Source organism: Rathayibacter sp. AY1D1 (assembly GCF_002932635.1).
In the GTDB taxonomy this organism is placed as follows: Bacteria; Actinomycetota; Actinomycetes; order Actinomycetales; family Microbacteriaceae; genus Rathayibacter.
Genome location: NZ_PSVY01000007.1, coordinates 157,111 through 170,204 on the forward strand (window position 1 = coordinate 157,111; position 13,094 = coordinate 170,204).

Genomic DNA, 13,094 nt, shown 5'->3' on the forward strand with positions numbered 1-13,094 from the left:
TTGTCCGTGAGCAAAAGTCCGCGTAGGGTTCGAGGCACACCTTCCGATGCGATCAGGAGCCCCACCGGTGGCCACACCCCCAGACCTCTCTGTCCAGCTGTACTCGGTGCGCGAGCCGCTCGCGGCCGATCTGCCCGCCACCCTCGACCGCCTCGCGGCGATCGGCTTCACCACGGTCGAGCTCTTCGGGTTCGTCGACCTGGCCGACGCCTACCGCGCGGCGCTCCCGGCCAGCGGACTGCGCGCTCCCAGCGCCCACGCGCGCCTCCTCGGCCCGCAGGGCGACGCCACCGTCGACGAGATCCTCGACACGGCCGCCTCGCTCGGCGTCGAGACCGTGATCGACCCCTTCGTCGACCCGACCCGCTGGACCACCGCGGACGACGTCGCCCGCATCGCCGACGAGCTGAACGCGCTGGTCGACTCCGCCGCCGCCCGCGGCCTGGTGCTCGGCTACCACAACCACGCCTTCGAGTTCGAGAACCGCGTCGACGGCCGCAGCGCCTTCGAGCGCCTCGCGAGCCTGCTCGACCCGCGCATGGTCCTCGAGCTCGACACCTACTGGGCGGCCGTCGGCGGCGACGACCCGGTCGAGGTGCTCGGACGCCTCGGCGACCAGGTGCGCTTCCTGCACGTCAAGGACGGCCCGATCTCGGCCGACACCCAGGAGCAGCTGCCCGCGGGCGAGGGCGCGATGGACGTCCCGGCGATCCTCGCCGCCGCTCCGCAGGCCCTGCCCGTGCTGGAGTTCGACGCCTACGCCGGCGACATCTTCGAGGGCCTGGAGTCGGCCCACCGCTACGTCTCGGGGCTCGGCGCATGAGCGGCACCGGCCGCGTGGGCGTCGGCGTCATCGGCGCCGGCAACATCAGCACCCAGTACCTGACCAACCTCACCGTCTTCCCCGACCTCGAGGTGCTCTTCGTCGCCGACATCGACCTCGAGCGGGCGAGGACCCAGGCCGAGGCCTTCGGCGTCCCCGCCTCCGGCACCGTCGAGGAGCTCCTCGCGCACGAGGGCATCGAGATCGTCGTGAACCTCACGATCCCGGCCGCGCACGTCGAGGTCGCGCGCCGCGCGGTCGAGGCGGGCAAGCACGTGTGGACCGAGAAGCCCTTCTCGCTCGACCGCGACAGCGGGATCGAGCTGCTCGCGCTGGCCAAGGAGAAGGGGCTGCGCGTCGCGACCGCTCCCGACACCTTCCTGGGCGCGGGCCTCCAGACGGCGCAGCGCGTGATCGAGAGCGGAGCCATCGGCACGCCGCTCTCCGCCCTCACCCTCTTCCAGGGCCCCGGCCCCGAGTCGTGGCACCCGAACCCGGAGTTCTTCTTCGCCGAGGGCGGCGGACCGCTGCTGGACATGGGCCCGTACTACATCACCACGCTCGTGCAGAACCTCGGCCCCGTCGAGAGCGTCACCGCCGTCTCGTCCCAGGCCCGCGCCACCCGCGTCGTGGGCTCCGGCCCGAAGGAGGGCACCGAGTTCCCGGTGACCATCCCGACGCACATCGCCGGGCTGCTCCGCTTCGAGTCCGGGGCCTCGGCCCAGGGCGTGTGGAGCTTCGAGTCGAGCCTGCCGCGCACCGGCTTCGTCGAGATCAACGGCTCCGAGGGCACCCTCGTCCTCCCCGACCCGAACCAGCACGACGGAGAGATCACCCTGCACCGCCGCGGGTCCGCCGAGCCGGAGGTCATCGCGGCGACCGGCTCGACCGCCTCCCGCGGCACCGGCGTGCTCGAGCTCGCCCGTGCGATCCGGGCCGACCGCCCCGAGGCCGCCTCCGGAGACCTCGCGTACCACGTCACCGACGTGATGCTCTCGCTCCTCGAGGCCGCCGAGACCGGCGAGAAGGTCCTCGTCACGAGCTCCGTGACGCCCCGCCCCGCACTGCCCGAGAGCTGGGACCCGACCGAAGCGACCCTCTCCTGATGCCCGCGCCCCTGCGCGTCGGCGTGCTCGGCGGCGGCTTCATGGCGGCCGTGCACAGCCGCGCGGCCCGCAGCGCCGGAGCGGTGCTCGCCGGAGTCGCCTCCTCCACCCCGGAGAAGGGCGAGCGGGCGGCGGCCGAGCTCGGCGTCGAGCGCGCCTACCCGGACGCCCGGGCCCTGATCGAGGACGAGAGCATCGACCTCATGCACGTCTGCACCCCGAACGCCACGCACGCCGCACTCGCGCTCGCGGCGATCGAGGCGGGCAAGCACGTGGTGTGCGAGAAGCCGCTCGCCGCGACGCTGCGGGAGGCGGAGTCGCTCGCTGCGGCCGCGTCCTCCGCCGGCGTGGTGGCGACCGTCCCGTTCGCCTACCGCTTCCACCCGATGGTGCGCGAGGCCCGTGCCCGCGTCGCCTCCGGCGAGACCGGCCGCCTGGTCACCGTCCGCGGGAGCTACCTCCAGGACTGGCTGCTGGGCGCCTCCGACGACAACTGGCGCGTCGACCCGGCCGCCGGCGGTCGCTCGCGCGCCTTCGGCGACATCGGCTCGCACCTGGTCGACCTGCTGGAGTTCGTCACCGGCGACCGGATCGACTCGCTCGCCGCGATCACGAGCACCGTCCACGCCGAGCGCGGCGGCCGCCCCGTGAGCACCGAGGACGTGGCCGGCCTGATCGTCCGGCTCGAGGGCGGCGCCGTCGGCACGCTCCTCGTCTCGCAGGTCACCGCGGGCCACCGCAACGAGCTGGTGCTCGAGGTGTCCGGGCTGGAGGAGTCGCTGCGCTTCGAGCAGGAGCTCCCCGAGACGCTGTGGGTCGGCCGGCGCGACAGCGCCCTGCTGGTGCCGCGCGACGCCTCGATCCTCGCGCCCGATGCGGCCCGGCTCTCGATCGTGCCGAGCGGTCATCCGATGGGCTACCAGGACGCCTTCACGGCGTTCGCCCGCGACACCTACGCCGCCGTGGCGGGCGCCGACGTGGAGGGTCTGCCGACCTTCGCCGACGGCCTCCGCGCGGCGCGCATCACCGAGGCCGTGCTCGACGCGGCCGAGACAGGCGCCTGGGTGACCGTGCCCGCCGCCGACTGGACGGAGATCGCCGCATGAGCGACGAGAAGACCTACCCCGCCACCCACCCCGTGACGCTGTTCACCGGGCAGTGGGCCGATCTGCCCTTCGAGGAGGTCGCCCGACTCGCCGCCGAGTGGGGCTACGACGGACTCGAGATCGCGGCCTCGGGCGACCACCTCGACCTCAAGCGCGCGGACGAGGACGACGCCTACGCCGCCTCGCGCCTGGAGATCCTCGACCGCTACGGCCTCGAGGTCTTCGCCATCTCGAACCACCTCACCGGTCAGGCCGTCTGCGACGACCCGATCGACTTCCGCCACAAGGCACTCGTGCGCGACTACACCTGGGGCGACGGCGACGCGGAGGGGGTGCGTCAGCGCGCCGCCGAGGACATGAAGCGCTCGGCGCGGGTCGCCCGCAAGCTCGGCGTGGACGTGGTCGTCGGCTTCACCGGCTCGAAGATCTGGCCCTACGTGGCGCAGTTCCCGCCGGTGCCGGCCTCCGTGATCGACGAAGGGTACGAGGACTTCGCGACCCGCTGGAACCCGATCCTCGACGAGTTCGACGCGAACGGCGTGGTCTACGCGCACGAGGTGCACCCGTCCGAGATCGCCTACGACTACTGGTCGAGCGTGCGCACCCTCGAGGCGATCGGGCACCGCCCGGCCTTCGGCTTCAACTGGGACCCGTCGCACATGATGTGGCAGGACATCGACCCGGTCGGCTTCATCGTCGACTTCAAGGACCGGATCTACCACGTCGACTGCAAGGACACCCGCCTGCGCCCGAAGAACGGCCGCGCCGGCGTGCTCGGGTCGCACCTGCCCTGGGGCGACCCGCGCCGCGGCTGGGACTTCGTCTCGACGGGGCACGGCGACGTCCCGTGGGAGGACGCGTTCCGCGCGCTGGAGTCGATCGGCTACTCCGGCCCGATCTCCATCGAGTGGGAGGACGCCGGGATGGACCGCCTCCACGGCGCGAAGGAGGCCGTCGGCTTCATCCGCTCGCTGCTCTGGAGGACCCCGACCGCGTCGTTCGACGCCGCGTTCTCGAACCAGTAGCCGCGCGGCTCCCCTCGGCGGGATCCCGCTCCGGTCCGCAGGCCACGTCGCCCGCGCCGGATCGGGGTCCCGCAGGCGGGAGAGCGGTCAGTCGGCGGCCTTGGCGGCGCGCTCGGACTTGATGCGGGCCTGCTCGCGGCGGACCTCCGCGTAGCGGTTCTGCTCGACGCGCAGCCACTCGGGGACCTCGTCGAGCAGGGCCTGGATCTCGGGAGTGGTCAGCGCCTCGGTGACGCCGCCGCGGGCGAGCCCCGAGATGGAGACGTTCAGCCGGGAGGCGATGACGGAGCGCGGGTGCGGCCCCTCCTCACGGAGCTGCACGAGCCAGGCGGGCGGGTTCGCGGCGAGCTCGTCGTACTGCTCGCGCGTGATCGCCGACTCCTGGAACTCCTCCGGGGTCGCGGGCAGGTAGACCTGCAGCTTCTTCGCCGCGGTCGCAGCCTTCATCGTCTGTGTCGCCTTGGCCATGCGGCAACCCTACCGGCGCGGCGCGGACCACCTACCCTGAGGGGATGAGCGAGCAGCCCGAGACCGTCGACCCGCAGGCCGCTCCCGAGGCGGAGGGGCGTCCGGAGGGCGGGGCGGACGCGGCGGCTGTCGATGCGTCGGCCGGATCGGGCGCGGTCGGCGCCGGAGCCGGAACCGAGTCGGACGACACCGACGGCGACTCCGAGGACGGCGACTCCGACGACCTCGACTCCGAGGACAGCGACGCCGGGGACAGCGATGTCGACGACGCCGACTCCGACGACGCCGACTCCGACGCCGAGGACGCCGTCCCCGACGGCCCCGTGCTCGCCGTCGCCCTCGTGCCCGGCGTCACCCCCACCAAGTGGACCCGCGTCTGGGGCCAGCGCCGCTCCGATCTCCCGCTGCGCATCACCGTCGTCGCCGAGCGCGATCAGGAGCAGGCGCTGCTCGACGGCCGCGCGCAGCTGTCGTTCGTCCGCGGCGACGTCTCCTCCTCCGCCCTCAGCTCCATCCACCTCTACGACGAGCAGCCCGTCGCCGTCGTCGGCCGCGAGCACGTCCTGGCCGCCGCGGAGGAGCTCGACGTCGCCGAGCTCGCCGGCGAGCATCTCCTCCAGGATCCGGAGGACGTGCCGGAGTGGGCCGCGGTCGCCGAGGAGCTCGCGGACGGCTCGCGGCGCCCGCTGCCGCGCATGGCCGGCCTCGACGACGCGGTCGAGCAGGTCGCGGCCGGAGTGGGCGTGCTGATCGTGCCGCAGTCGGTGGCGCGCGTGCACAGCCGCAAGGACGTCACCGCGGTGCCGGTGACCGGCGTCGCTCCCTCCTCCGTCCGCCTCGCCTGGGTGACGGACGACAAGGGCGACGACGTCGAGGACTTCATCGGAGTCGTCCGCGGCCGCAGCGCGAACACCACGCGCGGCACCGCCGCGACGCCGAAGGTCGAGTCGCGGGCGAAGGCCGCCAAGGCGAAGGCGCGGGAGGCGCGCGAGAAGGCGGAGAGGGCCGGCGGCGGCAAGAAGAAGCCGGCCCGCGCCAAGGCGTCGGCGCCGGCGGTGCGGCGCACCCGCAAGCCCCGCGGCCGCTGACCGTGGCCGACGACGCCGGCTGGTCGCTCCGCCCCGCCACCGCGGAGGACGCCGCGGCGATCGCCGAGCTGCGCGCGGTCGTCATGCGCCCGTCGCTCGAGACGCTCGACCGCTACGACGAGCACCGCGTGCGGCACCGCTTCCTCGACGGCTACCGGCCCGAGCTCACCCGGGTGATCGAGCTCGACGGCGCCTTCGCCGGGAGCATCGCCGCGCGGGTCGAGCCGGACGCGGTCTGGATCGAGCACTTCTACCTGGCGCCGCACGCACAGGGACGCGGAGTCGGCGGCGCCGTCCTGCGCCGGGTGATGGCGGAGGAGGCGCGGCCGGGTCTGCCCTTCCGGCTCGACGTGCTGAAGCGCAGCGACGCCCGCCGCCTCTACGAGCGGCACGGCTTCCTGTTCGAGCGTGCTCTGGAGTGGGACGACATCCTCGTCGCGCCGCCTGTCTCCTGACCCCTGATCGGGGAGGACGACGGGGCGCGGGCCGCCGCTAGCATGAGCGCGATCCCCTCCGCCGGGTCGGCCGCAGGGCGACCTCCTCCTGGAAGCAGGCACTCCGCCGTGTCCCCGCTCGTTCTGAGGTCCGCCGCCTCCGCGGTCCTCGTCGCCGCCCTGGCGATCACCTCCAGCCCGCTCGCCTCCGCCGCATCGGCGGCCGCGCCGTCGGCCGCCCCCGTCGCCGCATTCGGCGCCGCCTCCGACGCGCCCCGCTCGATCGTGCTCCCCGAGGGGCAGCCTCTCTGGCAGCCCAGCGCCGAGTCCCCCCTGCCCGCCGTGCCGGACGAGGCGCCGAGCGCCGCCCGTGCGAGCGCTGCGGCGTCGATCAGCGGCCGTGTCGTGGTCGAGGAGGCCGACGGCTCGATCGCGACCACCACTCCCCGCGGCGCCCTCCTGAACGTCGAGGTCTGGTCGAGCGAGGCGGGGCTCCTCGGGAACCACTCCGTCGCCGGCGACCTCACCTTCAGCATCGACGGGCTCACCGCCGGGCAGACCTACTACCTGCTGATCAAGGACGACGCCGACCTGTACGCCGACCTCTGGTCCGGCGGCAGCGCCGTCGCCCGCAGCGCCGAGCCGCTTCAGGCCCCGGCGGCCGGCGTGCAGCTGCGCACCGCACGGCTGGGGTCGCTCGAGGGACGCCTGAGCGGCGTCGCGGGCGACCAGCGCGTCGACATCTGGTACCGCGACCCGGGAACCGACGGCTACTTCCGCACCGGCGAGCTCGACCTGATCACGGGCGGCGACAACCCGTACTCGTTCCAGCAGGTCGTCCCCGGCGACTACCTCGTCCGGGCGTCGAGCCGCGACGACGTGATCGACGACAGCTACTGGGACCACGTCCTCCGCTCGGGCGACGCGGGCGACGTGCGCGTCCCGGTGGGCGGATCGGCCGCCGGGATCGACCTCTCGCTGAGCAGCGACTACCAGCAGTACACCGGCCGCCTCGCCGGATCGGACCGCTACGCGACCTCGGTGGAGGCGACGGGCTACTTCTCCCCGGGCATCCCGGTGCTCTACGTGGCCAGCGGGGCGAACTGGCCGGATGCGCTGAGCGCCGGCCCGGCCGCCGCCGCCCTCGGAGGCGCGCTCCTGCTCACCGATCCCGACCGCCTGCCTCGGGTCGTCTCCGACGAGATCCGCCGCCTCCGCCCGGAGCGGGTCGTGGTCGTCGGCAGCGAGCTGAGCGTGAGCCCCGGGGTCCTCTCCGCGATCCGCTCGATCGTCGGCGGCACCGAGCGCATCGGCGGGACGGACCGCTACGACACCTCCCGCCGGATCGTCGCAGACGCCTTCGGCAGCGGCCCCTACTCGAACATGTTCGTCGCGACCGGCACGAACTTCCCCGACGCCCTGTCGGCCGCGCCGATCGCCGGCTGGCGTGCGCAGCCCGTGCTGCTGGTCGACGGTGCGACCTCGGGCGCCGACTCCGCGACCGCGACCGCGGTGCGCGATCTGGCGCCGGAGCACGTGGAGTTCCTCGGCGGCGACCCCTCGATCCGGGACGCGTACGTGGCGGACTTCGCGCGTCGCGGCCTCGCCCCCTCGGTCTCGAGGATCGCCGGCCGCGACCGCTACGAGACCAGCGTCGAGCTGAACAGCGCCTACCCCCAGTCGCTGCTGCAGGACAGCGTCTTCCTCGCCGCGGGGTCCTCCTTCGCCGACGCCCTCTCGGGAGCGACGACGGCGGCGGCCCTGGGCTCGTCCGTGCTGCTGACCGAGCGCGACTGCGTGCACGACTCGACGCTGCGCTTCCTGGCCTCCAACTCGAAGAACTACGCGTTCCTGCTCGGCGGGGAGCCGACGCTCACCGAGGACGTGGCGAACCTCCGCAACTGCGAGTACGACTTCTGACGACGCGTGCTCCCGGGGTCCGGGGCTAGGGTGCGAGCATGCCCACGAGCGATGAGACCTGGACCCTGGCCGAGCACGACGTACCGGTGTACCGCAGCGGTGAGGGCGGCCGCGCGCTGATCCTGATCCACGAGGTCTGGGGGGTCGACGGGCACATCCGCTCGGTCGCCGACCGCTACGCGGCCGAGGGCTACAGCGTCGTCGCCCCCGAGCTCCTGGCCGACAGCGGCCTGCTCGAGCAGCTCGACGAGGAGCAGCGCGCCGACTACGACCACCCGGTGCGGCGCCTGCCGCGCCAGGTCGAGCTGCGCACCTTCTTCGCCCCCGTCTTCACTCCGGAGCACGCGACGCGCACCGTCGCGATCCTCCGCGCCCTCGTCGAGCGGCTCCTGCGCCAGGAGGGCGCGACCAGCGTCTCCGTCACCGGGTTCTGCTACGGCGGCACCTTCTCGTGGGCGCTCGCGCTGGCCGAGCCGCGGCTAGCGGCGGCCGTGCCGTTCTACGGGCACGTCACCGCGTCCGCCGAGGAGCTCGGCGCGCTGCAGGTGCCGGTGCTGGCGTTCCTGGGCGATCAGGACGCTCCCCTCGTCGAGCAGGTGCCGCGCATCCGCGAGGCGACCGAGGGCAAGGACGTCGAGGTCGTCGTCTACCCGGGAGCGGGCCACGCCTTCTTCAACGACGCGAACGAGCAGACCTACCAGGCCGAGGCGGCGACCGACGCCTGGCCGCGGGCGCTCGCGTTCCTCGGAGCGCACGCGGGCTGAGCGGGCTGTGCGGGATCAGCGGGTGAGGATCCACGCCACCAGGTAGCTGCGCGAGTCGGCGCTGTCGATCGAGGAGTCCGGCAGGCGCTCCGCCCGCGCGAGAGCCGCGGCCGGGTCGCTGGTCGCCTGCAGCATCAGCACGTAGTCGGCGAGCGGCGCGCCTGGGGCTCCGGCCACGAGCTCGTCGACCCGCGAGGGGTCGGGGAGGAACGCGGTCGACGGCGGCATCGGGATCAGCTCGATCCCCAGCAGCGCCGAGGGTGTCGCGTCGAAGAAGGTGGCGTAGTCGCGCTTGCCGCCCCAGTTGATCGCGACGAACGGCGCTTCGAAGCCGACCGGCGTCTCCGGGCTCAGCCACAGGTCTGCGGCCGCCTGCGTCTCGAGGGAGAGCAGCCAGCGCGCCTCCTCGAGCAGCGGCGCGTTCCCGGAGGCGGCGGCCCAGAGGGCGAGGCCGTTCCAGGCGTTGACCGCCTCGGACACCGACTCCTGGTCGTTGCCGTCGCGGGCCGGAGCGAGCCCCGAGGCCCAGGAGTGGCCGCGGTACACGTCGAACACGCGCAGCCGCGGGAACTCGGCGGTGTCGACGGGAGAGGCGAGATCCAGGGCGAGCAGGTCCGCGACGGTCCGGTACCGCTCGAGGAGGGACGGGTCCTCAGCGGCCAGCATCCCGACGGCGGAGAGCAGGTAGCCGTAGTGGAAATGGTGGTCGTTGAACGCGTCGGACCCGAACGACGGCGCGGAGCCGACGACGCCTCCGAGCACCGGGTCGTAGACGACGCACTTCACGGCGCCCGGTGCGCAGCCGCGCGGGTCGAGCCACTGGTCGAGCTCGGCGGCGATCCGGTCGTGCAGGTCGGCCGCCACCTCCTCCAGGCCGAGGTCGACGGCGAGACGGTGCAGAGCAGCGGCGCGGTAGAGCTCCTTGCCGGCTCCGTAGGTGTCGGGCGCGGCGAAGCGGGTGGCCGCGGCGTCGAGTGGCACCTGCGTCCGGAGCGTCGTCTTCTCCTCGGCCGTGAGGGAGCCGAGATCAAGCGCCCCCGACTCGACGATAGTGGGGGCGGCGCGGGAGAACGACGTTCCCGCACGGAGCCCCACCCGGCCGTAGAGCGTGTCGTAGCCGATCGCCCCCTCGGCCCCGAGGCCGAAGAACGTCTCGGCGCCGCCCTCGGTCCGCAGCGCGTAGGTCGTGGTGGTGGTGCTCGCCGTGACGTCGTGGGAGACGCTCGCGCCCTCGAGGGGCACTGCACGACGCCGAAGCTCGTCGATCCGCGCCCTGCTCGCTCCCGGAGGCACCGCGAAGAGGAGCAGCGTGCCGTCCAGCGTCATCCGGGGGAACGTATCGAGGGCGGCGGCGGGCGCCACCAGCCCGTACCGCTGTCCGCCCGCGGTGACCAGGAGCAGGCCGCCGGCCGCGCGCTCGGGAGCGGTGGCGCCTCCGATCAGCACAGTCTGGGCGCTCTCGGTCCGGTAGGAGGCGTAGGGCCAGCCCTCGGCTGCGACGAGCTCACCGGCACCCGCGAGGCTCCAGTGCGCGACGAGGTCGTCGAACGCGGAGAGCGCCACCGCGCTCGAGGGGACCGTCACGGTGAGATCGTCCCGGGCGAGGGCGTAGACGGTCCGCGGAGCCGCCTCCACGATCGGGAGGCCCACGGTGAAGCCGTCGGCGCGCGGCGTGACGGTGAGGATCCCTGAGTAGAGCGGGGGATCCTCCCCGAACACCGGTCCGGACACCCACGAGTTCGTCGGCGGCCGCACCCCTTCGGCAAGCCGCGCCGTCCCCGCGTAGGGGCCGGGGACCTGCGGCAGCTCCCGCGCGTGCACGGACGCTGCCACGGCCCAGTCGGACGCGGAGCCGTCGGACGTGCATCCGGTGAGGCCTGCGATCGCGAGGGCGAGAGCGAGGGCCGCCCCCGCCCCGCGCCTCACCGCGCGAATCCGCCCGGCGTGAAGAGCCTGCCGAGCTGGGCGACCAGCCAGCCGCCGAAGCCGTCGCCGTCGTCGCGGAGCCGCACCTCCGCCGCGACGGGAGCTCCGACCACGGTGTAGTCCTGCGTCGTGATCTCGTCGGTGCGCGCGCGGATGACGGTCGTCGCCCGCCCCTCGTGGAACCGCTCCACCTCGACGTCGTAGATCTCGGCGTCGACGGTCGTCCCGTCCGGCATCGCCACGGCGACGGTGCCGCCGATCGGGACCCGCGAGTAGTCCCGGGCGCCGAGCACGAACTCGCTCTCTAGGTGGATCGAGTCCGAGATCGCGACGACCGCGATCATCTGGTCCTCCTCGACGAAGGAGCCGATCTCGGCGTCGACCGATGTGACCACGCCGTCCAGCGCCGCCGTGAAGACCATCAGGCCGCCCTCCTCGATCCGGTAGCCGACATCGGCGCTGGTGAACGTCTTCGTCTGCATGTCGGACTCGAGGACGGTGCTCTGCAGGCTGAAGAGCACGTCGCCCTTCTCCACCGCGTCGCCGCGGGAGATCGTGAGGTCCTGGATCGTGCCCGCGTAGGGCGTCCCCAGCGAGTACTCGTCGGTGACGAGCTGAGCGCTCGCCGCCCGCACGGTGAGCGAGGAGTTGTTCGCGTAGACCAGGCCGGCGGCGGCGACGCCGAGCGCGAGGGCGCACGAGGCGAGGAAGCCGAGCCAGCGCAGCGCGGTCATGCCGCACCCACGGCGAGTCCGTGGCGTCCCGCGACGGCGGGGCCGCTCGGAGCGACCACCTCGGCCCGGGCGGCGCGCTTCAGGAGGACGTGCTCGCGCGCCGCGATCACCGCGAACGCTCCGAGCGTGAGGGTGTTCAGGACGTTCCAGGCGAGCGCCACCGAGTACTCCGCGGTCCACTCCGCCTTGAGGAAGCCGACGACGGAGGTCGCGGCCAGGAACACCAGGAAGACCATCTGCACCTTGATGAAGTTGAAGGGCGAGGCGGCCTGCCCGGTCGCGCCCGTCGAGGTCCAGGCCGGCTTCCGGCCCGCGAGAGCGAGGAAGAACGCCTTCGTGTACATCGGGAAGGTGACGGTCGACAGCAGCAGCGTCTCCCACCGGAACGAGCCGATGATGAACAGCGCGAGCCCGATCTGCAGCACGTAGAACCCGCAGTAGAAGAGGATCCACTCGACGAGCGGCACCTCCAGGCTGACCGGCGTGATGTTCAGGTAGATCTGCAGCGGGGGCAGCACGATCAGGCCCAGCGGCACGATCCCGGTGAAGTAGAACGTGACGGTCATGAAGTACTGCACGCGCTGGTCGGTCGTGAGCCGGCGCTTCGGCGAGAACGGGTTGTGCTTGAGCAGGATCTCGAACCCGCCGACGGCCCAGCGGACCTGCTGGCGGACGAAGGCCTCGATCGTCTCGGGCGTGCGCCCGACCGCGAGGGTCATCGGCACGAAGATCGAGCGCCAGCCGCGCTCGTGCACGAAGATCGACGTCCAGATGTCCTCGGACTGCGAGCCCTCGTACATCCCGCCGATGTCGTCGAGGGCCTTGCGGCGGAAGACGGCGTTGGTGCCCACGCAGAAGGCGGAGTTGTACTTGTTCTTGCCCGGCTGGGTGAGGGCGTAGAAGACGATCTGCATGTAGGCGGAGCCGCGCGAGATGAAGTTGTGCGCGTTCCCGTAGACCTGCGGGGCCTGCACGAAGGCGACGTCGTCGTGGGCGAAGAAGGGGAGAGTCTCCTCCAGGAACTCCGGCACGGTCACGAAGTCGGCGTCGATCATCACGGCGAAGTCCGAGTCGGTCAGACGGAGCGCGTGGTTCACGTTGCCGGCCTTGGCACCCGCGCGGTCCTCGCGCACCACGTACCGGACGCCCAGGCGATCGGCGATCGCGGCGACCTGCGGGTCGTCCCCGTCGTCGAGGAGCCACGTCACGTGAGTGCCGCGCATGTCGCGGGCCGCACGGGCCGTCTCCTCGATGATCGCGGGGTCCTCCCTGTAGGTCGTGATGAAGACGTCGACGGTGATGCGGCGGCGGCCGAGGTAGAGGTCCTCGCCGATCGGGATGCCGTCGACCGGGCTCCCGTAGAGCGTCGCTCGGGCGGAGTGGAAGGCGGAGTCGCGCGGGTCGTACGTGCTCGACAGGGCGGTCCACATCGTGAGCGCGGCCTGGCCGATCAGGTACAGCTCGCAGATGATGACGATGGCGAACGGGAGGGGGTCGCCGATGTTGCGCGGGTTGAGCAGGAAGGCGCCGTAGAGCAGCGCGCCGGCGCCGGAGAGGAGCACGATCATGATGAGCGAGGGCGACTGCTGCTTGGCGCGGCTGGTGACGGCACGGGGGCGGCGACGAGGACCGCGGAGGCGGCGGACCTCAGAACGAGCGGGGACACGGCGGAGTGCCTGCTTCCAGGAGGAGGTCGCCCT

Annotated in this window: 12 protein-coding genes; 8 read left to right on the forward strand and 4 right to left on the reverse strand. The window is 72.9% G+C overall.

The annotated features are described in order from the left end of the window. Positions 1 to 67 precede the first annotated feature (67 nt). The 4 genes from C5C56_RS07590 to C5C56_RS07605 are packed head-to-tail and all read left to right on the forward strand — an operon-like array spanning position 68 to position 4,060. Positions 68 to 823, forward strand: coding sequence for a sugar phosphate isomerase/epimerase (locus tag C5C56_RS07590; RefSeq protein WP_258065619.1), 756 nt, complete (start codon positions 68 to 70; stop codon positions 821 to 823). After that, positions 820 to 1,929 (forward strand): Gfo/Idh/MocA family protein, encoded by a 1,110-nt coding sequence (locus C5C56_RS07595; protein ID WP_104319326.1) that lies wholly within the window; start codon positions 820 to 822, stop codon positions 1,927 to 1,929. The genes C5C56_RS07590 and C5C56_RS07595 overlap by 4 nt, the downstream gene beginning before the upstream one ends. Then, complete coding sequence (locus tag C5C56_RS07600; protein WP_104319327.1) at positions 1,929 to 3,035, forward strand: Gfo/Idh/MocA family protein; 1,107 nt, start codon at positions 1,929 to 1,931, stop codon at positions 3,033 to 3,035. The genes C5C56_RS07595 and C5C56_RS07600 overlap by 1 nt, the downstream gene beginning before the upstream one ends. Then, entirely contained in the window at positions 3,032 to 4,060 is a 1,029-nt protein-coding gene (locus C5C56_RS07605; protein ID WP_167299019.1) for a sugar phosphate isomerase/epimerase, read from the forward strand. The genes C5C56_RS07600 and C5C56_RS07605 overlap by 4 nt, the downstream gene beginning before the upstream one ends. An 87-nt stretch (positions 4,061 to 4,147) precedes the next feature. Here C5C56_RS07605 and C5C56_RS07610 read toward each other — a convergent pair whose 3' ends face one another. Further along, the gene (locus tag C5C56_RS07610; protein ID WP_104223641.1) at positions 4,148 to 4,528 is read right to left on the reverse strand and encodes a DUF5997 family protein; all 381 of its coding nucleotides are present in this window, start codon (positions 4,526 to 4,528) and stop codon (positions 4,148 to 4,150) included. 44 nt (positions 4,529 to 4,572) lie between these two features. Here C5C56_RS07610 and C5C56_RS07615 point away from each other — a divergent pair, with 44 nt between their 5' ends. The 4 genes from C5C56_RS07615 (at position 4,573) to C5C56_RS07630 (ending at position 8,734) form a co-directional block, all read left to right on the forward strand. After that, entirely contained in the window at positions 4,573 to 5,616 is a 1,044-nt protein-coding gene (locus tag C5C56_RS07615; protein WP_104247771.1) for a LysR substrate-binding domain-containing protein, read from the forward strand. 2 nt (positions 5,617 to 5,618) lie between these two features. Further along, a complete protein-coding gene (locus C5C56_RS07620; protein ID WP_258063585.1) occupies positions 5,619 to 6,071 on the forward strand; it encodes a GNAT family N-acetyltransferase in 453 nt (150 codons plus the stop codon). Between the two features lie 108 nt (positions 6,072 to 6,179). Then, on the forward strand, positions 6,180 to 7,970 hold the full coding sequence (locus tag C5C56_RS07625) for a cell wall-binding repeat-containing protein (protein ID WP_104319328.1): 1,791 nt from the start codon (positions 6,180 to 6,182) through the stop codon (positions 7,968 to 7,970). A gap of 38 nt (positions 7,971 to 8,008) precedes the next feature. Next, positions 8,009 to 8,734 carry a dienelactone hydrolase family protein gene (locus tag C5C56_RS07630; protein WP_104223644.1) on the forward strand — a complete coding sequence of 242 codons (726 nt, stop codon included), beginning with the start codon at positions 8,009 to 8,011 and terminating at the stop codon, positions 8,732 to 8,734. Positions 8,735 to 8,749: 15 nt separating this feature from the next. Here the strand turns inward: C5C56_RS07630 and C5C56_RS07635 are convergent, their stop codons facing one another. The 3 genes from C5C56_RS07635 to C5C56_RS07645 all read right to left on the reverse strand — a co-directional run. Next, the gene (locus C5C56_RS07635) at positions 8,750 to 10,660 is read right to left on the reverse strand and encodes a glycosyl hydrolase (protein WP_104319329.1); all 1,911 of its coding nucleotides are present in this window, start codon (positions 10,658 to 10,660) and stop codon (positions 8,750 to 8,752) included. Continuing rightward, a complete protein-coding gene (locus tag C5C56_RS07640) occupies positions 10,657 to 11,394 on the reverse strand; it encodes a biotin/lipoyl-binding protein (RefSeq protein ID WP_104247768.1) in 738 nt (245 codons plus the stop codon). Before C5C56_RS07640 ends, C5C56_RS07635 begins: the two co-directional genes overlap by 4 nt. Then, positions 11,391 to 13,094 (reverse strand): glycosyltransferase family 2 protein (locus C5C56_RS07645; protein ID WP_146086459.1); only part of this gene is annotated, 1,704 nt, incomplete at its 5' end. The genes C5C56_RS07640 and C5C56_RS07645, both read right to left, overlap by 4 nt.